This window comes from Novosphingobium sp. (genome assembly GCF_027531025.1).
Lineage (GTDB): Bacteria > Pseudomonadota > Alphaproteobacteria > Sphingomonadales > Sphingomonadaceae > Novosphingobium.
This window is the reverse complement of sequence record NZ_JAPZQX010000001.1, coordinates 38,836-64,383: the sequence shown is the minus strand read 5'-3', so window position 1 is coordinate 64,383 and position 25,548 is coordinate 38,836. Positions and strand designations below refer to the sequence as shown.

Annotated in this window: 24 protein-coding genes and 1 tRNA gene; 10 read left to right on the top strand and 15 right to left on the bottom strand. The window is 65.3% G+C overall.

Annotated features, from left to right (window positions below; translation table 11 throughout):
• Positions 1-29: 29 nt before the first annotated feature.
• The 5 genes from O9281_RS00270 to pdeM all read right to left on the bottom strand — a co-directional run bounded on the left by O9281_RS00270 (position 30) and on the right by pdeM (position 4,689).
• Positions 30-485, bottom strand: coding sequence for a hypothetical protein (locus O9281_RS00270; RefSeq protein ID WP_298181531.1), 456 nt, complete (start codon positions 483-485; stop codon positions 30-32).
• Positions 482-1,765 (bottom strand): cystathionine gamma-synthase family protein, encoded by a 1,284-nt coding sequence (locus O9281_RS00265; protein ID WP_298181529.1) that lies wholly within the window; start codon positions 1,763-1,765, stop codon positions 482-484. Before O9281_RS00265 ends, O9281_RS00270 begins: the two co-directional genes overlap by 4 nt.
• Positions 1,766-1,957: 192 nt before the next feature.
• Complete coding sequence (locus tag O9281_RS00260; RefSeq protein WP_298181526.1) at positions 1,958-3,361, bottom strand: DASS family sodium-coupled anion symporter; 1,404 nt, start codon at positions 3,359-3,361, stop codon at positions 1,958-1,960.
• 27 nt (positions 3,362-3,388) lie between these two features.
• A complete protein-coding gene (gene infC, locus O9281_RS00255) occupies positions 3,389-3,910 on the bottom strand; it encodes a translation initiation factor IF-3 (protein ID WP_298181523.1) in 522 nt (173 codons plus the stop codon).
• Between the two features lie 101 nt (positions 3,911-4,011).
• Complete coding sequence (gene pdeM, locus O9281_RS00250; RefSeq protein WP_298181520.1) at positions 4,012-4,689, bottom strand: ligase-associated DNA damage response endonuclease PdeM; 678 nt, start codon at positions 4,687-4,689, stop codon at positions 4,012-4,014.
• A gap of 59 nt (positions 4,690-4,748) precedes the next feature.
• Between pdeM and hemF the strand changes: the two genes are divergently transcribed.
• Both hemF and O9281_RS00240 read left to right on the top strand, forming a co-directional pair.
• Positions 4,749-5,606, top strand: a complete 858-nt coding sequence (gene hemF, locus O9281_RS00245; RefSeq protein ID WP_298181515.1) for an oxygen-dependent coproporphyrinogen oxidase — start codon at positions 4,749-4,751, stop codon at positions 5,604-5,606.
• 78 nt (positions 5,607-5,684) lie between these two features.
• Entirely contained in the window at positions 5,685-7,775 is a 2,091-nt protein-coding gene (locus O9281_RS00240; protein WP_298181512.1) for a bifunctional (p)ppGpp synthetase/guanosine-3',5'-bis(diphosphate) 3'-pyrophosphohydrolase, read from the top strand.
• On the opposite strand, the gene O9281_RS00235 is transcribed toward O9281_RS00240, so the two are convergent.
• From O9281_RS00235 to O9281_RS00225, 3 genes are read right to left on the bottom strand one after another with little or no spacing between them, the layout of a single operon-like run.
• The gene (locus O9281_RS00235; protein WP_298181510.1) at positions 7,772-8,110 is read right to left on the bottom strand and encodes a DUF1905 domain-containing protein; all 339 of its coding nucleotides are present in this window, start codon (positions 8,108-8,110) and stop codon (positions 7,772-7,774) included. The genes O9281_RS00240 and O9281_RS00235 overlap by 4 nt on opposite strands.
• Positions 8,107-9,126 carry a peptidylprolyl isomerase gene (locus O9281_RS00230; protein WP_298181506.1) on the bottom strand — a complete coding sequence of 340 codons (1,020 nt, stop codon included), beginning with the start codon at positions 9,124-9,126 and terminating at the stop codon, positions 8,107-8,109. The genes O9281_RS00235 and O9281_RS00230 overlap by 4 nt, the downstream gene beginning before the upstream one ends.
• Positions 9,127-9,165: 39 nt before the next feature.
• Positions 9,166-9,570: a metallopeptidase family protein gene (locus O9281_RS00225; RefSeq protein WP_298181504.1), complete on the bottom strand. Its 405-nt coding sequence runs from the start codon at positions 9,568-9,570 to the stop codon at positions 9,166-9,168.
• Positions 9,571-9,714: 144 nt separating this feature from the next.
• Between O9281_RS00225 and O9281_RS00220 the strand changes: the two genes are divergently transcribed.
• Positions 9,715-9,805 (top strand) — tRNA-Ser (locus O9281_RS00220).
• A gap of 251 nt (positions 9,806-10,056) precedes the next feature.
• Complete coding sequence (locus O9281_RS00215) at positions 10,057-10,887, top strand: 23S rRNA (adenine(2030)-N(6))-methyltransferase RlmJ (RefSeq protein ID WP_298181501.1); 831 nt, start codon at positions 10,057-10,059, stop codon at positions 10,885-10,887.
• 23 nt (positions 10,888-10,910) lie between these two features.
• Here O9281_RS00215 and O9281_RS00210 read toward each other — a convergent pair whose 3' ends face one another.
• Positions 10,911-11,231: a hypothetical protein gene (locus O9281_RS00210; RefSeq protein WP_298181498.1), complete on the bottom strand. Its 321-nt coding sequence runs from the start codon at positions 11,229-11,231 to the stop codon at positions 10,911-10,913.
• Between the two features lie 723 nt (positions 11,232-11,954).
• Between O9281_RS00210 and O9281_RS00205 the strand changes: the two genes are divergently transcribed.
• The 3 genes from O9281_RS00205 to O9281_RS00195 all read left to right on the top strand — a co-directional run bounded on the left by O9281_RS00205 (position 11,955) and on the right by O9281_RS00195 (position 13,278).
• A complete protein-coding gene (locus O9281_RS00205) occupies positions 11,955-12,134 on the top strand; it encodes a hypothetical protein (RefSeq protein ID WP_298181497.1) in 180 nt (59 codons plus the stop codon).
• A 59-nt stretch (positions 12,135-12,193) separates the two neighbouring features.
• Positions 12,194-12,508, top strand: coding sequence for a PilZ domain-containing protein (locus tag O9281_RS00200; protein ID WP_298181494.1), 315 nt, complete (start codon positions 12,194-12,196; stop codon positions 12,506-12,508).
• 167 nt (positions 12,509-12,675) lie between these two features.
• A complete protein-coding gene (locus O9281_RS00195) occupies positions 12,676-13,278 on the top strand; it encodes a LuxR C-terminal-related transcriptional regulator (RefSeq protein ID WP_298181492.1) in 603 nt (200 codons plus the stop codon).
• An 11-nt stretch (positions 13,279-13,289) separates the two neighbouring features.
• Here O9281_RS00195 and O9281_RS00190 read toward each other — a convergent pair whose 3' ends face one another.
• The 3 genes from O9281_RS00190 to O9281_RS00180 are packed head-to-tail and all read right to left on the bottom strand — an operon-like array spanning position 13,290 to position 15,650.
• Positions 13,290-14,870, bottom strand: coding sequence for an ATP-binding protein (locus O9281_RS00190; protein WP_298181489.1), 1,581 nt, complete (start codon positions 14,868-14,870; stop codon positions 13,290-13,292).
• A gap of 6 nt (positions 14,871-14,876) precedes the next feature.
• A complete protein-coding gene (locus O9281_RS00185; RefSeq protein ID WP_298181486.1) occupies positions 14,877-15,410 on the bottom strand; it encodes a heme NO-binding domain-containing protein in 534 nt (177 codons plus the stop codon).
• Between the two features lie 18 nt (positions 15,411-15,428).
• Positions 15,429-15,650 (bottom strand): hypothetical protein, encoded by a 222-nt coding sequence (locus O9281_RS00180; RefSeq protein WP_298181483.1) that lies wholly within the window; start codon positions 15,648-15,650, stop codon positions 15,429-15,431.
• 372 nt (positions 15,651-16,022) lie between these two features.
• Between O9281_RS00180 and O9281_RS00175 the strand changes: the two genes are divergently transcribed.
• The 3 genes from O9281_RS00175 to O9281_RS00165 all read left to right on the top strand — a co-directional run bounded on the left by O9281_RS00175 (position 16,023) and on the right by O9281_RS00165 (position 19,401).
• Positions 16,023-16,838 (top strand): response regulator, encoded by an 816-nt coding sequence (locus tag O9281_RS00175; protein ID WP_298181480.1) that lies wholly within the window; start codon positions 16,023-16,025, stop codon positions 16,836-16,838.
• Between the two features lie 355 nt (positions 16,839-17,193).
• Positions 17,194-19,137: a TIR domain-containing protein gene (locus O9281_RS00170; RefSeq protein WP_298181478.1), complete on the top strand. Its 1,944-nt coding sequence runs from the start codon at positions 17,194-17,196 to the stop codon at positions 19,135-19,137.
• Positions 19,138-19,173: 36 nt separating this feature from the next.
• The gene (locus O9281_RS00165; RefSeq protein ID WP_298181475.1) at positions 19,174-19,401 is read left to right on the top strand and encodes a hypothetical protein; all 228 of its coding nucleotides are present in this window, start codon (positions 19,174-19,176) and stop codon (positions 19,399-19,401) included.
• 69 nt (positions 19,402-19,470) lie between these two features.
• Here O9281_RS00165 and O9281_RS00160 read toward each other — a convergent pair whose 3' ends face one another.
• The 3 genes from O9281_RS00160 to O9281_RS00150 all read right to left on the bottom strand — a co-directional run bounded on the left by O9281_RS00160 (position 19,471) and on the right by O9281_RS00150 (position 25,494).
• Positions 19,471-21,453 (bottom strand): trypsin-like serine protease, encoded by a 1,983-nt coding sequence (locus tag O9281_RS00160; RefSeq protein ID WP_298181474.1) that lies wholly within the window; start codon positions 21,451-21,453, stop codon positions 19,471-19,473.
• Between the two features lie 81 nt (positions 21,454-21,534).
• Entirely contained in the window at positions 21,535-23,127 is a 1,593-nt protein-coding gene (locus O9281_RS00155) for a trypsin-like serine protease (protein ID WP_298181472.1), read from the bottom strand.
• Positions 23,128-23,550: 423 nt separating this feature from the next.
• Positions 23,551-25,494 carry a hypothetical protein gene (locus tag O9281_RS00150; RefSeq protein ID WP_298181470.1) on the bottom strand — a complete coding sequence of 648 codons (1,944 nt, stop codon included), beginning with the start codon at positions 25,492-25,494 and terminating at the stop codon, positions 23,551-23,553.
• Positions 25,495-25,548: the final 54 nt, after the last annotated feature.

Here is a 25,548-nt window from a genome sequence, read left to right as displayed (position 1 = left end):
GTCAGTTCGGCCGTCAGCCCGAAATTTGCTTAGTCTTGCCCCTGCCCACCCTGTTGCAGGTCGATTCCGCCAATCCGCAACTCGCCGGAAGTCACGCGGTCCGCCAGCCACGGCAGCAACGGCTGGAAGGTACGGTTATATCGCCACAGCCCGCCAATCGCCGTGGCAAGGCGGTCCGGCGTGACTGGCTGGTCGGCCTGCCGCGCGCGTTCAAGCGCGACGAATTCGTAGAAGCTTGCTTCGAACACGACGGCGGTAAACCCGCAGCGGTCAACCAGCCGTTCGATCAGCGCGATCTTGAACTGCTCGGTGCGGGCATCGCCGTGGTTGGCTTCGCCCAGCAGGGCGATCCGGCGCGAGCACAGGGCCTTGGTTGCCCCCGCTAGTGCAGGGCCGTCATCGGGGTGTACCGGAAGCCGTGCGCCGACCGGGGCGGTCCAGGCTGCGGCCAGCGCCGCCAGGGCGAGGACCGCCCGCCCGATCACACTGCCGCCAGCGCCTGATCGAAGTCGGCGATCAGGTCGTCCGCCGCTTCGATCCCGATCGAGATGCGCACCAGGTTGTCGGTGATGCCCAGCGCCGCCTTGCGCTCGTCCGGCACGGACAGGTGCGTCATGCTGGCCGGGTGGCTGGCCAGCGTCTCGGTCCCGCCAAGGCTGACCGCCAGCTTGGCGATCTGCAGCGCATCGAGGAAGCGAAAGCTCTCCGCCTCGCCGCCCTTGATGAACAGGCTGAAGGTGCTGCCTGCCCCGGTGCAGTGGCGGTCGTAGATGTCCTGCTGGCGCGGGTCGGCGATCATGCCAAGGTAACCCAGCCCCTCGACCTTCGGGTGATCCTTCAGCCAGGCGCAGACCTTGGCCGCGTTCTCGCCCGCGCGGCTCATGCGCAGTTCGACCGTTTCCAGGCTGCGCATCAGCATCCAGGCGGTGTTGGGATCGGCGATCGTGCCCATGGTGTTGCGCAGCATCCGGATCGGATCCATCCACTTCTTGGCCCCTGACAGGCCGCCCGCGACCAGGTCGGAATGGCCACCGACATATTTGGTCAGCGAATAGACCACGATGTCCGCGCCCTGCCTGATCGGTTGCTGCCATAGGGGGCCCAGGAAAGTGTTGTCGATGGCGATCGGGGCACCGGGACACAGCGCGTCGCGCGCCGCCGCCACGGCTTCCACATCGACCAGGGCATTGGTCGGGTTGGCCGGGCTTTCCAGGTACAGCATCGCCACCTTGCCGCCCTGCTTGGCGGCCAGGGCCTGGCCCTCTTCCAGCTTGGCCTCAATCTCGGCGCGGGTCGCCCCGGCCGGGAAATCGACATAGCCCACGCCGAAGCGCGACAGGGTCCTGGCGATAAAGCCCTCAGTCGCGGCATAGAGCGGCCCCGAATGGACGATCACGTCGCCCTGGTTGCAATGTGCCAGGAACAGCGTGGCAATCGCCGACATGCCGCTGGAGAAGACCAGCGCTTCCTCGGCCCCGTCCCACAGTGCGAGGCGGCCTTCGAGGATCTGCTGGTTGGGCCCGTTGAAACGCGAATAGACCAGACCATCGGTGCCGCCGGGGCGCTTGCCGGTGATCCCTTCGAAGAAGCGCTTGCCATCGGCGGCGCTGGGGAAGGCGAAGGTGCTGGTCAGGAAGATCGGGGCCTTGAGGCTGCCTTCGGACAGTACGGGGTCATAACCGTGCCCCATCATCAGCGTGGCCGGCGAAAGTTCGTGATTGCCGATCCGAGTAACGGCGGGCTTGGGCTTGCGAGTGTCGGCCATGCTAGGCGTCCTTCCTGTCTCGGCCTTGGCTTCAAGGCGCGGTCGCTCCCAGGAAGGCGGGAGCGGGATGAGGCGTGCGGGGGCACTGGCGCACCTAACCTCCGCAGGTGCGCATCTCCTCCCGAACCCTGATGCCGGCCTGTCTATCGGCGGCGAAAAGTGATTTCAACTGCAACCGGAATCGGTTGTGGATCACACAAGTGCAGCGACGCCCCAGATCACGCCCACCAGCAGGAACACGCCAGCGAGGTCGAGCCACAACCCGGCCAGCAGCACGCGGGGCAAGGCGATGTGGCCGGTGGCCCAGGCGATCGCGTTAGGGCCGGTCCCCGACGGCAGCATGAAGCCCCAGCTTGCCGCGAGCGCTGCGGGCAGGGCCAGCAGGATCGGATCGGCCCCCAGCGCCACAACCAGCGCGGCCACCACCGGCATGATCCCGGTGGCTGCCGCCACGTTGCTGGCAAATTCGGTGACAATGATGACAAAGGCCACCAGCACCAGCGCGACCACCGGCAGGGGCACCGCTTTCAGCGGCAGCAGCATCTGCCCCAGCCAGTCGGCCAGGCCCGACGCGCTCATCCCCATGGCCAGCGCCAGGCCGCCGCCGAACATCAGCACCACGTCCCAGGGGGCGCGGTTGGCTTCGGGCCAGGTCAGCATCGGCCGACCGGTACCATCGGGCAGCACGAACAGCGCCAGGCCCGCGATCACCGCGATGGTTCCGTCCGTCAGTCCACCTTTTGGAAACAGCGGTTCGGTCCAGTACTGGGTCAGCCAGGCCAGCACGGTCAGGATGAAGACGGGCAGCAAGCGCTTTTCCGCCACGCTCCAGGCTGGGCTCTGGCGGATCGCCTCGCGGGCAGCGGCGGGATCGAAACTGTCGGCCCCGATCCGCTGGACCCGGGCAATGATCAGCGCAGCCAACGGCACGCCCAGCAGGACTACCGGCACGCCGTACATTGCCCACTGGGCAAAGCTCAGCTCGATCCCCAGGCTCTTGTCGAGCAGCCCTGCAGCAATGGCATTGGTGGGCGATCCGACCAGGGTGCCAAGCCCGCCGATCGAGGCGGCAAAGGCAATACCCATCGGCAGGGCTCCGGCCATGCCGCCGGTCTCACCCGGACGGACCCCGCCCGAAGCCAGCATGGCGACCGCCATCGGCATCATGATCAGCGCGGTCGAGGTATTGGAGATGAACATCGACAGCAGCGCAGTCGCCGCCATCACCGCCAGCAGGAGTTGCCAGGTCGAACCGCCCGCGCGGCTCAGGATCGCGAGCGCCAGACGGCGATGCAGTCCGGTCCGCTCGATCGCCAGGGCCAGGAAGGCCCCGCCCAGGAACAGGAACATGATCGGCGAATAATAAGCCGCCGCCGTTTTCGTGGCATCGGCCACGCCCAGCAGCGGCAGGACGACGAAGGGCAGGAAGGCCGTGGCGTAAAGCGGCAGGGCCTCGCTCATCCACCACACCGCCATCCACCAGACCAGGCCCGCCACTGGCCAGGCCAGCGGCGGCATCCCCGCCGGGGCGGCGGTCAGCAGGGTGGCAAGGAAGCCCAGCGGGCCAAGCCAGAGGGCGATGCGCTGGATCGTCATCGGCCCTCTCCCGGCCTGGTGTGGAACTTACTTGGGGGCCAGGACCATCAGCATCTGGCGACCTTCCATGCGGGGATAGGCCTCGATCTTGGCGTCTTCGGCGGTGTCTTCCTGCACGCGCTTCAAGAGGTTCATGCCCAGCTGCTGGTGCGACAGTTCGCGCCCACGGAAGCGCAGGGTCACCTTGACCTTGTCACCTTCGCCGATGAACTTGTGGATCGCCCGCATCTTCACGTCATAGTCGTGATCGTCGATGTTCGGACGCATCTTGATCTCCTTGATCTCCTGCGTCTTCTGGTTCTTGCGCGCCAGGTTGGCCTTTTTCTGGGCCTCGTAGCGGAACTTGCCGACATCAAGGAACTTCGCCACCGGCGGATCGGCGTTGGGAGAGATCTCCACGAGGTCCAGCCCTACTTCGGCCGCCTGCTCGATCGCTTCGCGGGTATACATGACGCCAAGGTTCTCACCATTCTCGTCAATGACGCGGACCTTGTCCGAGGTGATCATCTGGTTGTAGCGCGGCCCGCTCTTGACGGGGGGCGCCAGCATGCGCCGGGGTGGGGGTGCTATAGTTCCTGCTCCTTGAGGCAATTGATCAATGCGCGCGTCCTTAATCGGAATCCGCGCGCGGTGGAAGCGGCGAATTTACGTCACTTCACCGGGGGTGCTTCACGCCAGACCGGTACCTGAACCAGCTGGCCCCGCACCGGCAGCACGGCATGAACCGCGCGGGCGGGCTGCATCGCGGCGATGATCGCCGGATCGGCCACGTCTAGCCCGCCGGTAAAGGCGCCGAAGGCCGGCAGGATCAGCTTGCGCTCGCTGGCGGCCCAGCAGGGCCGCGCGACCGACCGACCGCGCGCCGCGATCCGCAGCTTGGGGTGAAAATGGCCGGAAAGCTCGGGCTTCGGCTCACCTGGTTGCGCCTCGTGCCGCAGCACCAGAGCACCGATGGCGAGTTCATCCAGCATGGTGCCGGGAGCGGCTCCTGCATCGTGGTTCCCGCCGATCCACACCCAGTCGACCACCCGGGTCAGTGCGGCCAGCATGCCGGCGGCGTGGGGCTCCAACCGACTGGCTCCTTCGCCATCGTGGAAATTGTCGCCCAGGGTAAAGACCCGCCGCGCCCCACTGGCGCGAATCGCTACGGCCACCCGTTCCAGCGTCTCGCGGCTGTCATAGGGCGGCAGCATCTGCCCGAAGCGGGCATAGAAGCTGGCCTTTTCCAGGTGCAGGTCGGCCACTAGCAGGGCCTTTTCGCGCGGCCAGTACAGCGCGCCGCCATCCAGCAGCGCCATCTCCTCACCGGCGAACGAAAAGGGAACCATGGCTTTTCCTTGCCGGAACGCTTCCGCCTTGGCAAGGGCCCCAAAAGCCGAGGATAATCATGACCGACTGGATCCCCCACACCGCCCGCGCCAAGGCCTGGTTCGAAAGCCTGCGCGACCGGATCTGCGCCGAATTCGAGAGCATCGAGGCCGAAGCCGGCAGCCCGGCGCGGTTCGAGTACACCTCGTGGCAGCGCGAGGAGGAAGGCAACCCCAATCCCGGCGGCGGCACCCGCGGGGTGATGAAGGGCCAGGTGTTCGAAAAGGTTGGCGTCAACGTCTCTACCGTCCACGGCAGCTTCGCGCCGCAATTCGCCGCCAGCATCAATGGCGCGAGCGTGGAGAACCCGCACTTCACCGCTACCGGCATCAGCCTGGTCGCGCACATGGCCAACCCGCACGTGCCCGCCGTGCACATGAACACCCGCTTCCTGACCACGACCAAGGCCTGGTTCGGCGGCGGCGGCGATCTCAACCCCCCGATCCCCTATGCGGAAGATACGGCCGAGTTTCACGCAGCCTTCCAGGCCGCCTGCGATGCCCACGATCCCGAGTACTATCCGAAGTTCAAGGCCTGGGCCGACGAGTACTTCTTCATCCCGCACCGGGGCGTCCATCGCGGCGTGGGCGGGATCTTCTACGATCACCTCGACTGCCCTGACGATGCCAGGTTCGAGGCCAATTTCGCCTTCACCCGCGATGTGGGCGAGGCCTTCCTCAGCGTGTTTCCTCAGCTGGTGCGGCGGCGCATGGGCATGGCCTTCACCGAGGCCGACAAGCGCCAGCAGCTCGAATGGCGCGGGCGTTATGCGGAATTCAACCTGGTCTATGACCGGGGCACCCTGTTCGGCCTGAAGACCGGCGGCAATATCGACGCGATCCTGATGAGCCTGCCGCCCGAAGCGACCTGGAGTTGATCGGGGAGCTGATCGGGAGCCGGCCCGGCCCTAAAACCCCTTGCCCTGCGGGGCCTTTGCCCCCCATCTAGGCTTCAGATGCTGCGCCAGTATGAACTTGTCGAGCGGGTGCTCGCCTATGACCCGGACGCCGATGAGGCGATGCTCAACCGGGCCTATGTCTATACGGTGCAGAAGCACGGCAGCCAGAAGCGGGCCAGCGGCGATCCCTATTTCAGCCATCCGGTCGAAGTCGCGGGGCTGATGACCGAGCTGAAGCTCGACCAGGAAACCATCGTTACCGCGCTGTTGCACGATACGGTGGAAGACACCCTCGCCACCCCCGAAGAGATCGAGAAGCTGTTCGGGCCGGATGTCGCCCGGCTGGTCGATGGCGTGACCAAGCTGTCGAAGATCGAGGCGATGGGCGAGAACGAGCGCGCCGCCGAGAACCTCAGGAAGTTCCTCCTCGCAATGAGCGAGGATATCCGCGTGTTGCTGGTCAAGCTGGCCGACCGGCTGCACAACATGCGCACGCTGCATTTCATCAAGAACCCGGACAAGCGCCGCCGCATCGCCCGCGAAACGATGGATATCTATGCCCCGCTGGCCGAGCGCGTGGGGATGTACGAATACATGCGCGAGATGCAGTTGCTGGCCTTCGAGCAGCTGGAACCGGAAGCCTATGCCACGATCACCGGGCGGCTGGCCCAGATCCGCGAGACCGATGGCGGCCAGGTCGATGCCATTGCGCTGGCGATCAAGCAGGCGCTGGCCGAAGCCGGGCTGAAGGTGGAGGTTTCAGGGCGCGAGAAGCACCCCTATTCGATCTGGAAGAAGATGGCCGAACGGCACGTCTCGTTCGAACAGATCACCGATATCATGGCCTTCCGCGTGCTGACCGACAGCTCGCAGGACTGCTATCGCGCGCTGGGGGTGCTCCACACCACCTGGCAGATGATTCCGGGCCGGTTCAAGGACTACATCTCCACGCCCAAGTCGAACGGCTATCGCTCGCTCCACACCAGCCTGATCTATGAGAACTCGATGCGGATGGAGGTGCAGATCCGCACCCACGAGATGCACCGGACCAACGAGTTCGGCCTCTCCGCCCACTGGGCCTACAAGCAGGGTGACAAGCCCGATGGCCAGGTCGGCTGGCTGCGCGACCTGATCGAGATCGTCGACGCCAGCCACGATGCCGAGGAACTGCTCGAACATACCCGCATGGCGATCTACCAGGATCGCATCTTTGCCTTCACCCCCAAGGGCGCGTTGCACCAGTTGCCCAAGGGATCGACCCCGGTGGACTTTGCCTATGCAGTCCACTCGGACCTCGGCAACTTTGCCGTGGGAGCCAAGATCAACGGTCGCCACATGCCGCTGCGGACCGAGTTGAACAACGGCGACGTGGTGGAAATCATCAAGAGCAAGAGCGCCGCGCCGCAGCTGGCCTGGCTGGGCTTCGTCGTGACGGGCAAGGCCCGCGCCGCGATCCGCCGCGCCGTGCGCGCCAAGGAACGCCAGGAAGTTGCCGCGATCGGCCGCAAGCTGCTGGAAGAGATCTCTGACCGGTTGCCCGCTAAGATCGGCAAGAAGGCGGTGCGCGACGCGTTCAAGCGGCTGGGCCTGGCCAGTGAGGAAGACTTGCTGGTGGCCATCGGCACGGCCAAGCTGGATGACCGCGCGGTGATGGAAGCCCTGGTGCCGGGCAGCACCAAGCACCTGCCCGATCCCGATCACTGGCCGCGACAGGAACGCGCGATCTCGATCCGCGGGCTGACGGCGGGCGTGGCTTTCCACCTGGCCGAATGCTGCCATCCGGTCCCGGGTGACCGGATCGTGGGCGTGCGCGTGCCGGGCAAGGGGGTGGAAGTCCATGCGATTGACTGCATGGCGCTGGCCAGCGGAGTCGATGCCGATTGGCTCGACCTGTCATGGGGCGAACGCACCACCGGCGCGGTCGGGCGGATCCGCATGGTGCTGCACAACCGGCCCGGCACCCTGGCCGAAGCGGCGGGCATCTTCGCCGGCAACCGCGCGAATATCGCCGCGCTGGAAAACTCCAACCGCGATGAGCTGTTCAGTACGTACGAGGCGGAGATCGAGGTGACCGACCTGGCGCACCTGACCCGCATCGTGTCCGCGCTGCGCGCCAGCGATGCCGTGGCCCAGGCCGAGCGGATCTAGACTTCCAGCGTCACGTCCACCGCATCGCCTTCGCCGATCCCTTCGGCCTTGCGGACGCTGGCCTTGACCGGCAGCAGCCAGCCCAGCTCTTTCGACGGGAACAGCGATGTCCTGAAGGTGCTTCCACCGATCGTTGCGGTCACCTTCAGCGAGCCGAACCCGCCGATGGTCTTTTCCATCCGCCGCATCAGCGCCGTGCCGGACAAGGCCTCGCCCGCTGCCCCGTCGATTGTCAGGAAATGCCACGAGCCGCCGGAAGCACCGCCAGTCCAGCGCCACAGGGTGCCGGTGTGCGCAATGATTTCCCGCTCACCCTGAGCTTGCCGAAGGGTCACTTCACCCGCCGCACCGGCACCGGGATGTTGCACACGTCCGCCCCGCCAGCCGGGCGGATGAAGAAGGCATCGCGGCGGTTGGCGCGGGCATCGGCATAGCGGGCAAAGCTGGCGCTCTCGGTCGAGAGGTATTCGTAAGCCGGCAGGCCGTTCACCTCGGTGCCGATCCGCACCGAGACGATTGGCGTGCGCTCTTCCGCCGTTTCATAGAAGCCCAGCGCCCCGGTCCCGCGCGGCAGGCTGGAGAGGTGCTCGATCCCCTCGATCACCCGGCCGACCAGGGCAATGTTGCGATCGAGATGGCGCGGGGCATGGCCGATCACGGTATAGAGTTCGGCCCCGGTGCCGGTGTTGGGCGGCATATCGCGCCCGACGCCAACCATGCCGTAGCAGTGGACGGGCCACACTGTGCTTGGCTCATTCCGATCGCCCGGGATGATGCTTACGGTCGGCATTTCGGCGGCGACAGGCCAGCCACGCCAAAAGCCGTCATTTCCGCGGTACGGATCGTGCATTGAGCCATTTCGGGAATTGATCGTGTCGTGGTTGATAGCTCCCGGCTGACGGCAAACTGCAAGGTCGCCAGAGCGACAGAAAGCCGGGCGGCTGACGGGCAATTCGTAAGCGCTTTCCGGCACCACCGCCAAACCATCCGGCAACCTGCGCGCCTTGGCCTGGTCCTCGCCATTCGCATCGCCCCACTGCACGACGTAATTCTCCTGCACCCGGTTGATGCTCAGCCCGTCCCAGAATCGCGCCGCCGCCAGCTTGCGGATGTTGCTCACCCAACCCTCGCTGAACGGCGCGGGCATCAGCTGGATCACCACGCGGCGCGGCTTGCCTTTCGTGTCCGGCGTCAGGTCCATCACCATGAGGTCGGACGGGGCAATCGCCACCCAGTCCGCCTTGGGCGCGGCGTTGACGATCTCGGGCGGGGAAGGGACGGCGGCCTTCTCCTGCGCGGTCAGCGCGGTGGCGGAAAGCAGGGCGGTAAGGGGGAGCAGGTGTTTGCGCATGGCCCGGACTTTGCCAGCAAATCGCATTGCTGCAAGCCGTTAGTCCGCCGCGTCCTCCAGCGCCTCGATATCGGCATCGCTCAGGCCGAAATGGTGGCCAACCTCGTGGATCACCACGTGCGCCACCAGGTGTTCCAGTGTCTCATCCCCGCGCGCGGCCCATTCATCGAGGATCGGCGCGCGAAACAGGCGGATCCGGTCGGGCAGGGTGCCGCTGGGCGCTGAGTGCTTGTCGCCCACCGGCACACCCTCGTAGATCCCGGTCAGCTCGAATGGCTCGTCCAGCCCGACGCTGGCCAGCGTTTCGGCATCGGCGAACTCCTCCACCTGCAACACCACGCCAGCAAGATGCGCGGCAAAGGGTTCGGGCAGGCTGGCCAGCGCAGCCAGAGCCAGGGTTTCGATCTCGGCGGCGGAGGGGGCAAGGCCAAAGGTGCGGGTCATGCCGGGAGAGATAGGCATTTGTCCCCGCACCGCCAATGCTTGCGCCCGCCGCCCACCGCCGCTAGGGCGCAGTCCATCCAGGCCGATTGAGTTGGTCGCCTGATTCACGGCCCGCACTGCGTGCGATCCGATCAGGCTTAGTGCGGAGCGGTGGCCGAGTGGTCGAAGGCGCTCGCCTGGAAAGTGAGTATACGTCAAAAGCGTATCGAGGGTTCGAATCCCTCCCGCTCCGCCACACCCCCCAGCACCGGTCTTCTCAAAGCCTCAGCGCCGCCAATCGGCGACAAGTTGCGATTAGACTGATAACACCAGTGCCAGCCCTTGCCGACATGAGCAGACGCGGGCTTCAGACCTCGCGCAGAAGTGCTTTGAAGGTTTCCGCTCGCCCCTGTACGGGCAACGGATTGGGTGCTTCAACCGCCTCGGGCTCGGCTTTCGCGCCCCGCAGTTTCGATTAGAGGCAGATCGTCAGGGTTTTGCGCCGAAATGAACTATCGCCATTCCTTTCATGCCGGCAATAGCGCCGATGTCGTGAAGCACAGCCTGCTGATCGCGCTTGTGCGCGCTTTGCAGCACAAGGATAGCGCGCTGACGCTGATCGACACCCATGCCGGCTGCGGGCTGTACGACCTTGATGGCGCGGATGCCCAACGCACCGGCGAAGCCACGCAGGGCGTGCTGCGGGCCTTGGCCGATCCGAACCCCTTGCTGGATGACTACCGCGCCGCCGTCCAGGCGGTGAATGAGGGGGGCGAACCGCGCCTCTATCCCGGCTCGCCGCAGTTTCTGGCGCAGCTTCTGCGTCCGCAGGATGCCCTGATCCTGAATGAAAAGCATCCCGAGGATGTCCAGGCCCTGCGCGGCGCGATGCGCGGCACAGCCGCCGCTGTGCATCAGCGCGACGCCTATGAGTTCTGGCTGGCGATGCTGCCGCCCCGAACACCTCGCGGCGTGGTTGTAGTCGATCCGCCCTACGAGCAGACCGATGAACGCGCGCGTATCATAGCTAGCCTTGCCGCGGCGCACCGCAAATGGGCGCATGGCGTGACGGTGATCTGGTATCCGCTGAAAGACCGCGCCACGCATTCGCGGTGGAAGGAGCAGTTACGCAAGCTCGGCATCCCGAAATTGCTGTGCGTGGAGCATTGGCTCTACGATAGCGATCAGCCCGGCATTTATAACGGCGCGGGCCTGTTTATCGTCAACCCGCCCTACGCCTTCACGCAGGCGTTGCCGCCCCTGCTGGAAGCCCTGCGCGCCGCACTGGCACCCGAGGGGCATAGCGGCGAGATCTCAGACGAATGGCTGAACGACTGAGCCAAGCCCAAGGCGGCCTGAGGCTAGTTGCCATCGGCATCGACTTCGAAAACCATCGGCTTTCCCCGCGAAGAAGGGTCCCAGCCGGCTTGTAACGCCGCCTGAATGCCTCTGATGACAATGGCGTCGCCGATCTGGAGGCGGCCTCGCTGCATACCTTTCATCAAGCGTTTCGGCGCGGGAAACTCCAGCAAGGCGCCGCGTTGCGTGTGCTTGCGCAGCAAGGCGACGGTCATGCCTTTCCAGCCTTCACGCTCGCTCCACTGCGGCTCGCTGCGCAGCTCCCACTCATATTGGAACCCGTCGACGTCGACGGTACCGGAAAGCTTGTGGATCTTGGTCATGCCGCGATCCCTAGCAGGTCTGCGACTACAAACCACCGGCTGGCTGGGGCCTGGCGAACATGGCTTGAACGACGGTCTGCTTCAGGGCTTGCCAATCAGTTCTCAACCACTGGTTTGCTGACTGATGCCGGCCGATGCACGGACTGGTCGCAGTGGCCGATAGTCCCGTGCGGCTCGGCAAGCCGAAACCGAAGCGGCCCGCGCACCCTTCTGACAACAAACAGGATAAGGCCCCAGCCGATCAGCCTGGGGGCGGCGTGTAACGTTGCCTAGGAGGCACGCGTCCTGGCCTGGGCGAAGGCGCTGAGCGCCCGCAGATGCGACGCTTCATCTGGAGCCAGGCGGACAAGTTGCGGCTTGGTCCAGCCAGATTGCCCTGTTCCAGCGGCGGGTTCACCCGTGGGATCATTGCCCGGGAGTTTGGCGATCCTGGTCAAGCCATGCTCCCCATATCACTCGGCACGTCGCCAGATGGGCGGTGCCGGCTTGGCATTGATTGTGACGTTCGCCGATCGGGTCGAATTGACGACGAACGTCACAAGGGGTCGGTACCAAGGAGGGAAAGCGGGGTCTATACACGTAAACACCTAATTATAAGCAATTAATATCGAGAAACAAATCGTGTATGAAATCAAAAGTATGGTGTTTGCGAGGCTGTTCTTTGATTGACCTTTAAAGATCAGACTCTGCTAGATCATCATTGATACTCCAAGGGGGTTAGACTTGAAGAAATTGATGATGATTTTGCGGAATTGCAGCGGAACAACTGCAATTGAATACGGTTTCGCCGCCTCGCTCATCGCGGTAGCCATCTCTCTTTCGATCGATGGCCTTGCGGGCGAACTGGGTGCTGGGCTGGATGTGGCGGCGCAGGCCATGCGGCAGCCTGATCGGGCGAACTAGTGTGCACTGCGGGAACCGTTGATTGCCAAAGCGCCCTCAAAGGGCCGGGAGCAGGGAGCATGAGTGAAGAGATGGTGCGACGTCGGGAACCACGCGGTCAATTGGCCATGCCTGGCACTACCCGTGATGGCACGGTATCGCGTTGCAGCGTGGCGGTGACCGACCTGTCGACTCACGGTTGCCGGGTCATCTTTGCCAATGACGACTTGAGCCATGCCGGCCAATTGGTCATCAGCCTGGATAACCTTGCGCCGCAACGGGCCCAGGTCCGTTGGCGGAACCGGCTCACCGCCGGGCTGGAGTTTGAACAACCGCTTTACCTGCCGGTCGTCGACCATCTGCTGTCCAAGTGGAAGACCGGCCGCCAGGGCTAGCGTCTGGTCAGCTGCGAAATATTCGTACGCGATCCCCGGCGAGACTGGGCTAACAAATTCCCTGCGGCGGTGAATGCTGCAACTTTCGGATCGATTGCCGGCCCAACGGTGCCATAGTGAAACCGATATGAGTGTTTCTCCTAGCGACCTTCCCCTAGGTAGGATGCATGAGCAAAACATCCGTATCCGTTATCGATAGCAGCTATGCCAACCGCGCCGGTTTGATCCGGGTGCTGGCTTCGGTCGGGCGTCACGCCGAGCCTTTCGAGGACTTTCGCGAGTTCCTCGGCGGTAAGTTCAAGCGCCAGGTGGTACTGGTCCACGACGAAGGCACTGCGGTGGCAGACCTCCTCAATTGGTGCAAGGAAGTGGGCAAGCCGATCGCGGTCGTGCCCTATGCCGAGCGGCTGCGGTCGCGGGCGCTCGTGGAAGCGATGCGGCTTGGCGCGGTGGACTATTTCGACTGGCCGATTGCAGCCGACGAACTGGACCGGATCATCGACGACTGTGTCGAGATCTATGAGCCACGGTGGGAGCATCTTGAGGCGGAAGCGCAGGTGCGCGAGCTGGTCAACCGGCTGACCCCGCGCGAGAAGGAAGTGCTGGGCTGCATGGCCAAGGGTCTTTCCAGCCGCGCGATCGGCGAGCACCTGAGCATCAGCCCGCGCACGGTCGAAGTTCACCGGGCTCACCTGCTGAGCAAGATGCAGGCGAGCAATTCGCCCGACGCGGTGCGGATCGCGCTGAAGGCCGGCCTCGAAATCAGGTAGTCCGGCGCGAGCTATTCAGCTGCAACCGGGCCATCTAGCGCCAGACGCAGCATGCTGGTCAGCGTGGCGGTGTCGATCGGCTTGCGCAGGAACATCCAGTCCTCGGCCATCGACTGACCCTCGGGGACGAAGCCGCTCATCAGGATCACTTTCAGGTCCGGCTGCATCCGGCAGGCCGCCTCGGCCAGGGCCGTGCCATTTTCACCGGGCATGACGATGTCGGTCAGCAGGATCCGGAATGGTTTTGACGCCAGTTCCACCAGCGCCTGCGCGCAAGACTGGCAGGCGGTCACCGCATAGCCTTCCGCTTCAAGCAATTCGGCCAGCGCCTCGATCGCATAGGGCTCGTCATCCACCAGCAGAATGGTCGGCGCCGTCTCGGACCCTGGGTGCGGACCGGCCAGGCCAGGTTCACGAGCCATTGCGACATCGGGAGCGGGCCGGGCCGGGAGCATGATGTGAACCTCGGTCCCGCGGCCAAGCGTGGAATCTATGCAGGCATCGCCACCGGATTCGCGGGCGAAGTCGAGGACTGAAGCCAGCCCCAGTCCGTTGCCGGACGGCTTGGTCGAGAACAGTGGCTTGAAGGCTTTCGAAAGCACCTCGGGCGCCATGCCCTTGCCGGTGTCGGCCACCTCGATCACAATGTAATCGCTCGCTTCATCCGATCTGCCAATGGCGCCAGCCGGCAGCCGACGAACCTGTGTCCTGAGCGTTATGGACCCGCCCTCGGGCATGGCATCGCGGGCATTCATCAGCAGATTGACCAGGCTGTTCAGTGCTCCAACCGGACTGACTGCAGTGACCAGGCCGGTCGTTGCCAGATCCATCTTGATCTGGACACCTGTCCCCGCGATCGTCGAGAAAAACTGGGCGTTGTCGCGGATCATGTCGTCGATCGAGACCAGGATCCGGGTATCGTCGCGCTGGTGCGACAGCGTCATCAGCGATCGGGTGATCGCCGATCCCCGCGCCGCCGTGCTCTTGATGATGTCGAGCATCCGGCGCAGGCGCGGCTGATCCAGCAGCTCCATCCGCATCCGGTCCGAGGTGAGCTTGATGATCGACAGGAAGTTGTTGAAGTCATGCGCCATGAACCCTGCCACGCGGCTCACGCGGTCGAGCAGGTCGACGCTGCTCTGCCGTTCCTTGGCCAGTTCCCGGACCACGGTGCGCTGTTCGTCGAGCAGGGCGCGCTGCATCGAGAGCAGCAGCAGGCCATGAATTGCCGGATCGCCGGGCGCGAAATCGGCCATGGTGTAGTCGGAGCTGTCGAGCAGGAAGCTCTCCGGTGACATGCGCAAGGTCAGCAGCAGCCCGGCGGAGCAACGCAGCACCGTGCCGACCAGCCTCGCCTGGTCGACATGGCCGACCAGGGTAAACGTCTGCGAGGAGCCAGCGAGGGCGGACAGATCGCCATCCGGTGCGGCACCGCTGATCGTGAAGTGGGTCTCGATCCTGTCTCCGCCCGCAATCGTCGGAAACCGGCGGGCGATCGTCGGTCCGAACTGGCGAATCCGGCCCGAATCGTCGAGGATGACGAACGCCGGGAACAGCACCCCCAAGACGGATTCGTCGATCTCGATCTGCATGGGCAATCAGATCGTGGAATAAGTCAGCAGGAACTGGCGACCGTGTCCGTTCGCCGGTCGCTCGCTGACCGAGCCAGTAAGCCCGAACCGGTCAAGCAGGCCCAGCAACAGGCCTTCGACAAACCGTTCAAGCCCGGTGCGGGACGAGGCGTAGGAAACGATCAGTCGACCCGGTGTCGAGTCCACCAAATGGAACGTGGGCATCCGCGCGTCTGGCATGACCGCCTGTACGCCCCGATGCATGTTGTCGAGATTGCCGATGAAACTGACCAGGTCGGTGCCGGTGAAATCCAGGATCCGCCCGAATGAACCGCGTTCGGCGAAACTGATCCAGTATCGTCCGAAGGCCAGCAGCAGCGCGTCGACCGGTTCCGCCAGTATTTCGGCCGTGGCGCCGATCAGCTTCAACGTCACCTCGTCGTCATAGACTTCGGCGCTGATCATTTCGGCCGGACCCAGCCCGGCTGCCCGCTCGATCTCCGCCCAGGTCGCTTCGCCCCGCGTATCCAGCACCATCTGCCGCACTGCGCGATGAATCATTCCATACATGGTCTTGGTTCAATCCCCCTTGGCTGGAGCATCGCCCGCGTCCGGCCCCTGCGTTGTCACGCTGGCCCCCAGCATCCCGGAAATCCGCTCGACCTGCTGTTCGATCCGGCCGATCTTTGCATCCAGATAGACCGCGTCCTCCGGGCTCAGGCGCGGTGCGATCCGGGCGCGCAGGTTGGTGCAGGCCAGCATCACGATATTGAGAGGCTGTCTTATGTCGTGGCGGCTCACCGAGACTTTACTCTGTTCCAATCTCTCCAACTCCCGAACCGAGCCTCACTGATCCCTCGCGCCCGATTTCAATGTGTAACGTTATCAGAGCCGCAACCGTCGCCGTTGTCGACCAAACACTGCGATTTGCGCCAACTTGGCAACGAAAATATCAGCATTTTCACGGATGACACGGCCAATCGTTGCCAATATTGTAGTAATTGCAGCAATTGCGGTTCACCGGACAGCCAAACTCGATAACAATGCAGGCGGGACGGGGTTCAAAGGGCGGTGACCCTACGGTTCATCGCAGGAGGAGGCTGGCTGGTGCCAGATAGGACGCAGCCGGATCGACGATCCGGCGGATATCCGGCAACCTGCCGGGTGCTTATCGTGGATGACGATCCACTCTGCCTCGAGGAGTATGCCGAACTCGTCGAGAATCTTGGCTATGATTGCACCGTTGCCGCCGATGCCGCCCAGGCGCTGCGGCTGATTGCCGGCGATCCGGCGATCGGAATCGTGGTGACCGACCTGCGCATGCCCGGCATGGATGGCCTGACCCTGCTTGATGAGCTGGCCCATCGCTTCATGCCCACCCGGCCGCTGGTCGCGATTGTCGTGACCGGCAATTCCACACTTGAAACAGCCGTCAGCGCGATGCGATCCAGCGCGGTCGACTTCCTGACGAAGCCGGTTTCACTCGACGGCATGTCAGGCGCGCTGCGGCGGGCGGCCCTGCGCTGGGCGCGCGCGGTTGCCCATTTCAAGCTGCTGGCGCTCACGCCGCTGCCAGAGGGCGGCGAGAGCAGTCCGACCGAGCTCCCGTCCGGCGGCGGTCCGCGGACGCCGACCACGGAAGAGCTGCAGGCCTTTGCTGCGCGCCTGATGCAGCACCGCCAGCGGCGCAGCAAGTTCTTCGATCCGCAGATCCTGTCGGGTCCGGCCTGGGACATCCTGCTCGATCTCGCCGTGGCCGGCCTGAAGGGCGAAATGGTGCCCACTTCCAGCGCCTGTGCCTCCACCCAGGTGCCGCTCAGTACGGCCTTGCGACATGTCAACCAGCTCGTCGAGGCGGGCCTGGTGCGCCGCGAACTTGATCCCGGCGATCGGCGGCGCACGCTCCTGCAGCTGGAACCGCATGCGCTTGAACTGATGAGCCGCTACCTCGCGTCAAGCTGGGACGGGGTCGATCCCAAGTCGACCTGACGTGGTCGGCCACCAGGCAGATGCTACCATTTCTGTAATGATTGCAGCATGATCGGAAGCGAAGCGCCGTTACAAATCCAGTCGTTGTGTTACCAGAACTGCCTGGGGGTTTCCTCCGGGTCGCGAATCGAACGACCGTCCAGGTGACTGGACGGTCGTTTTTCATTGGTCGTCCGTCCAATTACCGTTCTGGCCCTGCCGGCGATCGGGTCGCGCCGACTTGGCGGCCCACTCCACCCTCGCTGCCGCCACAAGCGCCGACCGCAACGCACTTTCGATATTGCCGCGCCGCCCGAAGAATGAAAAACACTTACGCATTGCTGGTTACCAGAGCCAGTCAGGGAGCCGGTCCGTATTGAGCGATAGCACTGCCTCGATGGGCGAACAGCCTGCTGCACCAACCAGCGTCTTCTTCAGCTACTCGCGCGAGGATCGCGCCCGGGCGCTGCCGATCATCCGCCTGATCGAGGAGAGCGGCTTCCCGACCTGGTGGGATGGCCTGCTGGAGGGCGGCGAGCGCTATTCGCGCGCTACCGAGGAAGCGCTGAACCGGGCACGGGCAGTGGTCGTGCTGTGGTCGAAAAGCTCGGTCGGGTCACACTGGGTCCATGACGAGGCCACCCGCGGGCGCGATCGCGGGCTGCTGGTGCCGATTGCCCTGGACGGCAGCGATCCGCCGCTGGGCTTTGGCCAGTTCCAGGTGATCGACCTGTCCAAGGCCAAATTGCGTCCTGATGATCCGCAGGTCCAGAAAATGCTCCGGGCCATTGCTGCCCTCCACAACCAACCCCTGCCGGTGGCCGCCCAAGGCGCCCGGGGGCTGAAGATCGACCGGCGCACGGCGATTGGTGGCGGGATTGCCGCGCTGGCCGTCGCCGGTGGGCTGGCGGCCTGGAAATCGGGCCTGCTGGGCAGCGGGCCGGCCGGCAACTCGATCGCGGTCCTGCCCTTTGCCAACCTCAGCGGCGATCCCGCGCAGCAGTACTTTTCCGATGGGCTGGCCGCTGAAATCCGGGCCCAGCTGTCGCGCAACACCCTGCTCGAGATTGCCGGGCAGACCTCGTCGAACCAGTTCCGCGATGGCGAGGCCGACGATCGCGCGATCGCCAGCAAGCTGGGCGTGGCCTTCCTGCTCAGCGGCACGGTCCAGAAGATAGGCGACCAGCTCAAGGTCACGACCGCGCTGATCGATGGCCGGGATGGCAAGAACGCCTGGTCGAACGTGTTCGAACGCCGCCTGGCCGATGTCTTCGCGGTGCAGAGCGCGATCGCCGTGGCCGTGGCGGGTGAGCTTTCGGCCACCATCGGGGAGCAGCTCGATGGCAAGCGCGGCAAGCAGATCGGCGGGACCGAGAACCTGGCCGCTTTCGATGCCTACTTGCGCGGCCGCGATCTGTTCGAATCGCATGTCGACGAGGCATCTGGCCGGGCTGCCCTTGCCAAGTTTGAACAGGCCATCGTGCTCGATCCGGACTATGCCGCCGCGCGTGCCTCGCGCTCGCGCTCGCTGGCGGTGATCGCCAACCAGTATGTTGCGACCGCCGAGCGCAAGGCGCTTTATGGCGAGGCGGTTGCCGAAGCCCGCCGCGCGACCGAACTGGCGCCCGATTTCGCCTATGGCTTCATCGCGCTGGGCTATGCGCTGTTCTATGGCCGCCTGCAGGCGAAGGAAGCGCGCGCTCCCTACGAGCAGGCCGCGCGGCTGGGCGGTGGCGATGTCGATGTCCTGAGCCGCTATGCCGTCTATTGCGCCCGCACCGGCCGGTTCGATGCGGCCGATACGGCGATTGCCCGTGCGGCCGCGCTCGATCCGCTCAATGCCTCGATGTTCAAGTCGGCCGGCAACATCAAGTATGCCGCCCGCGCCTGGCCCGAGGCGATCGACTTTGCCCGCAAGGCGCTCGACATCAATCCAAAGCGCAGCACGCTTCATGGCGATATCGGCAATGCCTTGCTGATGATGGGCGATCTTGCCGGGGCCGAGGCCGCATTCGCCCAGGAAACCAGCAAGCTGCTGGCCCTGCCTGGAAAGGCCATTGTCGCCCACCGGCGCGGCCAGGCGGCTGCGGCCGATGCGGCCTTTGCTGCCCTGGTCGGCGAATTGGGGGATAGCGGCCTCTACCAGCAGGCCCAGGTCCTGGCCCAGCGGGGGGCGAGCGATGAAGCCTTTGCCGCGCTGGACAAGGCGCGGGCCGAAGCGGATGCGGGCCTGGTCTATCTCCTCAACGATCCGCTGCTCGATCCGATCCGGCCCGATCCGCGCTTCAATAATCTGTTGCGCGAATTCGGATTCGCATAGATCATGCGATTCTCATTTCTTGGGGGAGTAAACCGAATGCGCAAGACCACGATTATTGCCGTTGCCACCCTGGCCCTGGCCCTCGCCGCCTGCAGCAAGCCGGCCGAAGAAGCACCGGCTGCCGAACCCGCCGCGACCGAAGCGGCCACCGCTGCGGCAACCGAAGCCGCCACGGCCGCTGCCACGGAGTCGACCGATCAGGGGTCCACTGACCAGGGCTCGACCGATCAGGGCTCGACCGATCAGGGCAATACCGACCAGTAATTCGGTCCGGCAACCGTCTGAATGGAAAAGGCTCGCTGCGGCGGGCCTTTTTCTTGGCCGTGGCGCAGCTCAGGGATAGGGCCTGACCTCGTTGGTCAGGGACCGGACCAGCTTCTTGGCGCCCTCGATCCAGCCGCCATAAAGCGCCAGGTCAACAAAGCGCGAAGGGTTCTGCTGCCCGTTCTCGATCGCCCCGCAGCCGACTCCGCCTGACACCAGCCCGACCTGCACGATCTGGGCGCCGCGTTGCCGGACCACCGGGCCGCCACTGTCGCCGCGACAGCTGAACGCGGTGGAGCCATCCCGCCGATCGCTGCGGGAAACGGCGCAGATCGTCTTGAAGATATCGCCATAGCCGGGAATCCGGGCACATTCCGCAGGGTCGAAGGCCTGGAGGTCGGCGATCTGCAGCCGGGCCACCGCGAATTGCGGCCCGTCCCGGGTCATTTCGTGGCGTTCGCCGCGCTCGACCACGCCGGTGAAGCCCCAGCCCAGCACGCTGATCGGCGCCCCCGGTGTCGCCCTCGGGAAGCCCGGAACCTCGTGCGCGAGGCGCACGGCCACCTGCGGCGCCACCCCCACCTTGGGTACGATCCGCAGCAGGGCAATATCGTCGCGCTGGCTGTTCGTCCGGTAGCCCTTGTGCACGACCACGGCGACGATCCGGTAGACCGCGCCCGGTTGGCTCAGGTCCTGGGTTCCCAGCCGCACCTCGCGCGTGCGCAGCACCTGGCCACCCTCCACGGTCGGCCCCTTGGCCACGCAATGGGCGGCGGTCAGCACGATGCCCGGCGCGATCAACGAGCCGCCGCAGCGGTGATAGAGCTGATAGTCGGTCTGCTTTTCCAGCATCCTGCCCTTTGGCCCCAGCGCCGTGTCGGCATCGATCTGCTTCTTCGAATAGGTCTGGTTGGAAAAGATCTGTGCCTGCCACGGCGCGAACCCGGCCTTTGCCGTCCGCCCGCCGCCGGCTGCGAATTGTTGCTTGCGCGTCACGATCACGCTCTGCTCGGCCATGGTCCAATAGACCGGACCCTCGGGCCAGCTTGGGGGCAAGGCGATGTTCTCGCCCGACAGCGCGCTGCACAGCACGGGCTCGCGCCCGGCGCTGCAATCAAACCTCCGCTGTCCCGAAACCGGGTCGCGCACGATAACGCCAGGCTCGAACGGAGCCTCCCGGATCAGGGTGAAGAACCGGGTGCGTCCATCCTGCAGTGTGATCGTTTCCCGCCGGTTGATGGCAATCTGGCCAGAGGCAAGTGGCTGGCCGCCCGCGTCATCGGGCGTGAGGATCACCCGCACCTGGTTGTCGGGGGTCACCATCAGGACATAGACATAGCTTGGCCTTGATCCGGCCGTGGCGGGATCGGAGACATTGCGCAATCCGAACCGCGCCTCTTCACCGGGTAGCAGCAATGAAAAGTCCGATCCGTCCTCCTCGGGGCATTCGCGGTCCACCCGCTCCAGACACAGTGCAAACTCGTCGCGCCGCCATTGCGAGGTCAGCAGGCCCAGCGCCCGGATCCGGATGAGGTTCTGCAGCGCCTGGTCGAAGTTGTCGGCCAGCCGGGGATCATCCAGTTCGCCGATCACGATCGCGCGCCCCGCCCGGGCCGCTTCGCCGGTTTCATGGTCCGGGCCGCGATAGGATGCCGCCTCTTCGGTTTCGGTGGACCCAGCCGGGCCATTCTTCATGTCGATCAGCACAAGGGTCTTGCTGCCAGGCTCGGCGCGGCTGATCTCGAACTCGGCCGGCCAGCCCACCCTCGCCTTCTGATTGCGCGTGATCATTCGCCACAGCAGGTCCTGTTCGGCCTCGATATTGAGGCGCCAGCCGATCGTCACCCGCCGGGTGTTGGTGCAATTGTTGCGAGTGGCGTTGAGATAGGAACAGGCATCATTCTGAATGCTGGCCGGAGCAGGGGCCGACACAGGGGCCGGATCGGGCGGAAGGATATTGGTTGGCTGCTGCGCCAAGATCTGGCCATGAGAGATCGCCAGCAAGGCCGCGGCGCCGATCCCGCTCCAGCCGCGCCGCAGCGGCTTTGCCATCATCGATCGCCTTGCCATCATCTGCGCCTTCATCCTGCCACTCCTGCTGCAGTCCGGGTCAAGATCGGCCCCTCTGGCCGGTCACGGTCGGCGCGCGCTTGCCGTCGGTACCGGTTCGGCCAGCCGTTCGACCGTGCCGGACAGCTGCGCAACGCGCCGCTTGGCTGCTTCCAACCAGCCGGCATATTGCCTGAGATCGACAAACCGCGACGGGTTCTGCTGGCCGTTCTCGAAGGCGCCGCAGCCCACCCCGCCGGATACCACCCCGACCTGGACGATGGTGCGGCCCCGTTCCTGGATGATCGGGCCACCACTGTCGCCGCGGCAGCTGAAGGCATGGCCTGGCTCCTGGCGGGTCGACAGCGAAACCGCGCAGATGGTCTTGTAAATGTCGCCATAGCTGCGCAGCTTGCGGCAACGCTCGGTGTCGAACACTTCCATGTCGGCCTTCTGCAACAGCGGTTGGGCGAACTGCGGACCGTCCTCGGTCACTTCGTGCCGCTCGCCGCGTTCGACCACACGGGTATAGCCCCAGCCCAGCACGCTGAGCGGGGCCTTGGGCGCAATCCGCGCCAGACCCGGCGCCTGATGCGGGAGAACAATCGGCACCTGCGCCTTGCTGCCGGTCTTGCGGACAATGCGCAGCAGGGCCAGGTCATCGCGCTGCTGCCCGCCGCGATAACCTTCGTGCACCACCACGGCCGCGATCCGGTAGGTATCGCCCGGAACCCTGAGGTCCTGCGTGCCCAGCCGCACCTCGCGCGTGGTGAGGACCTTCACCCCCTCCACCGCGGCGCCATTGGCCACGCAATGCGCGGCCGTCAGCACGATGTCGGGCGCAATCAGCGAGCCGCCGCAGCGGTGATAGAGCTGGTAGCGCGCCTGCTGGGCCAGGAACTTGCCGTTCACCCCCAGCCTGCTATCGGCCTCGATCTGTTCGCGGCTGTAGGTCTGGGTGGAATAGATCTGCGCCTGCCACGGGGCATAGCCTTCCGGCGGCGGCCAGCCTCCGCCCGCGGCGGGGGCCGGTTCCCGGTCGAAATAGATCGTTCGCTGGGTGACGGTCTGACCATCATTTTCCAGCGTGGCTGCGTCGGGCTTCGACCAGTTCTTGCCCGTCAAGGCGGAACACAGCTCCGGCTCAAGCCCGCCATCGCAGTTGAAGGTCAGATCGCGACTGCCCGGCACGGGAGCCAGCAGACGCGGGTCGAATGGCTTGGCCCGGTCAACGACGAAGAACTGGGTGCGCCCCCGCAGCGCAAAATAGGGATTGCGGGATGCAAGCAGGGCTCCGGGTTGCAGGGCAAGGCCATCGCCATCGTAAGGGGTCAGCAGGACGCGCAGTTCATTGTCGGGATTGATGGCCAGAACATAGAAATAGCGCGGCTGGCTGCTCTGGTTGCGCAGGCCGATGGTCCAGTCGATCTGGGGATCGACCTCCCTGATCTCGGATTCTCCATTGGCCGGGCAATCCTGACCCTGGGGCTCGAGGCAAAAGGCATAGGGCTGGTCGTCACCGCCGGCACTGCCATCAACCAGTGCGTTCAAGGCGCCAACCCGTTCGATCAGGCGCAATGCCTGATCGAACTTCGCGGGCAGATCGGGATCCTCCGCATAGCCAATCACCACAGGATCGGGATTGTATCCCGGATAGGTCGAGTTGAGATATGTCATTCCGGGATACACGAAGCCGTTGTTGGCTTCTGTCCCCCGTCCCATGTCGGCCAGCCCGACCAGCTTCGGGTATTCGAGATAGCGCGATATCTCAAACCGCGCCGGCCATCCCAGCTTGACCCTTGGGTGCCCGCGGACAATTGCCTCCAGTTTTGGCAGCGCTTCGCCCAGATTGTCCCGCAACCCGATCCGCAGGCGCGGGTCACCTGGGCAAACTGTCCGTTCGTCCCCCAGCGGATCACAGCGCTCCCCGGCTTTGGTGGCCACGGACTGGTCGGCCGGACCTTGGGATTGGGACTGCTCCGCCCACACCGGCGCCGCGATCATGACAAGCGTTGGGATGGCCAGCGAGTGGAGAACCTTCCCGATAAGATCTGCTTGCCCCATGTCACCCCCCCAAGCTGACTGGCCCTTTCCGGCTGGTCAGACCGGAACCGTTATGTGCTTCCCGCCAAAGACAGATTGCCAGTTTTCGATCTCGTCCACCACGATTTCGTCGATCGCATGGGCCAGGGCCGAAACGCTGGCATAGCTGATGTCGGCATCGGGTGCGTCGAGCAGGATGGCGATCCGCACCGCCACGTCGCCCAGCTTTTCCGCGGTCACTTCCGAAATGCCGGCGAACCGCTCGAAGTCCCCGAAGTAATGCACCCCGGCGAAGGCCCCGCCGAGGGTCGGCAGCAGGACGCCGACAAAGGTGAAGGCCTTGGCGACATCGTGCGGCAGGTGGCGGGGCAGCCAGCCCAGCGCGGCCCCCAGCTCGATCACCAGGTAACAGGCGACCGACAGCACGGCGAGCACGAACAGGCTTTCCGACAGGCGGTCGAGATTGTGCTGCGCCCGGTGCAGGCGGTCTGCCTTGGCGAGATGATAGTGCCGCTGCGGTTCGATGTGATGGTCGCGCATCAGTTCCAGCGCGGCCCGCAGGAATGGGGCCGTAACCCGCATCTGCGGCAGGCCGATCGTCCGCAAGGCATGGCGCGCGTACCATTCGGGCCAGTTCCCGCCCGTTCCGCGCGGCCAGCGCCCGGTCGATCGCGCCGCGCCCAGCAGCAGCATGATCGGCGCGTGCCGGAAATACTCGGCCACCCGGCGCATCGCGAACCAGCGCTGATGCCAGCGCAGCCGCTTGCCCATGATGAAAATGCCGATGATCGCCGCCAGCAAGGCGAACTCGAACAAGGCAAAGGCCCATTTCTGATCGACCGTCGCCACCGGCAGATAGGCAATCCCGCCAACGATCGCGAAGGCGGACAGGAAGAAGCTCAGTACCATCGATCCGCGATAGGCATCGGCCAGCCAGGTCGAGAGGCCATCGGTCCAGGCAAACGGCTTGAGGACGCCGGTCGCAATCCTGTCCGGGATCGCGGGATCGCCGCCGGGCAGGGCGGCCACCGCTGCCAGCAGGGGCGCCGCGCTGCCCCGCACGATGGCTTCGGGGTTCTCATAGCGCTGGGTCAGGGAGCGGAACGGGCGCTGCCAGGGCTCGCCAAACAGGGTTTCGATCCGGCGATAGGCCTGCAGCAACGGATTGCTCCGGGGCCGCCAGCGCTCGTGCCCGCGGGCCCGTTGCCAGCTGTCCCCGGACGGCAGCAGGGCGTCGCCGATAACCGCGCGCAGGCCGGCCTCGTCGCGCTCCAGCGCCTCCCGGCGCCCGATCCCGGCCAGTTCCTCGGCCGCGTGAAGCACGCGCCATCCGGCCGGCTGGCGCGCGTCGATCCAGACCACCGGAACGCCCAGCTCCAGCGCCGCCTCGATCGTATGCCGGGTGCCGCCGATCGCCCCGCGCGTTTCGCCGTCCCAGATCCCGATCAGCAGGTCGGAATGCTCGATCATGACCCGCGCGGCCATGGCGGCGCGATCGGAGCAGAGCGCGTAGAAGGCCTGCTGGGCGGCCGGATCGGCGGGATCGCCCAGATGGCGGCGATAGAGGTCTTCGACCGCGGCGTCCTGCTCGGCCAGTTCGAAGATGCCCACCTGCTTGCCGCCCTGGCGGATCTCGGCAGCGCGCTGCGCCACTTCGGGTTCCTCGGGTTCCGCCCCGGCCAGCAACCGCTCCATGTCATCAAGGTTGGAGGGCTGGGCATTGATCGCCAGGTTGAGCCGACTCCCGAACGGCAGCGGCGCCGCCACGGGCCAGCCCCGCGCCGTTGCAGCCCCCACCGCCATCATGTCCGCCCCATAGGCGAGCAGCGAGTGGAGCCGGGCCGGGGCGCTGGAGGGTCCCGTTTCGCTGGCGATCCGCTCGATCGACCCGAGCAGGTCAGCCAGGGTCGCGGCAATGGCCTCGCTGTTGGCGGAGAACACGGGGTGGCGGCTGCGATGGCCGGTTACCCCCACATCGAGCACCGGTTGCGGGGCGCTCAAGCCGATTTCACTGGTGCCGTTGACCCCCATGCCCGGTCCGGACCGCCCTCCTTG

Coding starts and splice junctions, on each gene's coding strand:
- O9281_RS00210 (WP_298181498.1), bottom strand. CDS start 11,231: ATGACCAAGATCCACAAGCTTTCCGGTACCGTCGACGTCGACGGGTTC.
- O9281_RS00265 (WP_298181529.1), bottom strand. CDS start 1,765: ATGGCCGACACTCGCAAGCCCAAGCCCGCCGTTACTCGGATCGGCAAT.
- O9281_RS00215 (WP_298181501.1), top strand. CDS start 10,057: ATGAACTATCGCCATTCCTTTCATGCCGGCAATAGCGCCGATGTCGTG.
- O9281_RS00200 (WP_298181494.1), top strand. CDS start 12,194: ATGAGTGAAGAGATGGTGCGACGTCGGGAACCACGCGGTCAATTGGCC.
- O9281_RS00195 (WP_298181492.1), top strand. CDS start 12,676: ATGAGCAAAACATCCGTATCCGTTATCGATAGCAGCTATGCCAACCGC.
- O9281_RS00230 (WP_298181506.1), bottom strand. CDS start 9,126: ATGCGCAAACACCTGCTCCCCCTTACCGCCCTGCTTTCCGCCACCGCG.
- hemF (WP_298181515.1), top strand. CDS start 4,749: ATGACCGACTGGATCCCCCACACCGCCCGCGCCAAGGCCTGGTTCGAA.
- O9281_RS00160 (WP_298181474.1), bottom strand. CDS start 21,453: ATGGCAAAGCCGCTGCGGCGCGGCTGGAGCGGGATCGGCGCCGCGGCC.
- O9281_RS00260 (WP_298181526.1), bottom strand. CDS start 3,361: ATGACGATCCAGCGCATCGCCCTCTGGCTTGGCCCGCTGGGCTTCCTT.
- O9281_RS00190 (WP_298181489.1), bottom strand. CDS start 14,870: ATGCAGATCGAGATCGACGAATCCGTCTTGGGGGTGCTGTTCCCGGCG.
- infC (WP_298181523.1), bottom strand. CDS start 3,910: ATGCTGGCGCCCCCCGTCAAGAGCGGGCCGCGCTACAACCAGATGATC.
- O9281_RS00240 (WP_298181512.1), top strand. CDS start 5,685: ATGCTGCGCCAGTATGAACTTGTCGAGCGGGTGCTCGCCTATGACCCG.
- pdeM (WP_298181520.1), bottom strand. CDS start 4,689: ATGGTTCCCTTTTCGTTCGCCGGTGAGGAGATGGCGCTGCTGGATGGC.
- O9281_RS00155 (WP_298181472.1), bottom strand. CDS start 23,127: ATGACATATCTCAACTCGACCTATCCGGGATACAATCCCGATCCTGTG.
- O9281_RS00165 (WP_298181475.1), top strand. CDS start 19,174: ATGCGCAAGACCACGATTATTGCCGTTGCCACCCTGGCCCTGGCCCTC.
- O9281_RS00185 (WP_298181486.1), bottom strand. CDS start 15,410: ATGATTCATCGCGCAGTGCGGCAGATGGTGCTGGATACGCGGGGCGAA.
- O9281_RS00225 (WP_298181504.1), bottom strand. CDS start 9,570: ATGACCCGCACCTTTGGCCTTGCCCCCTCCGCCGCCGAGATCGAAACC.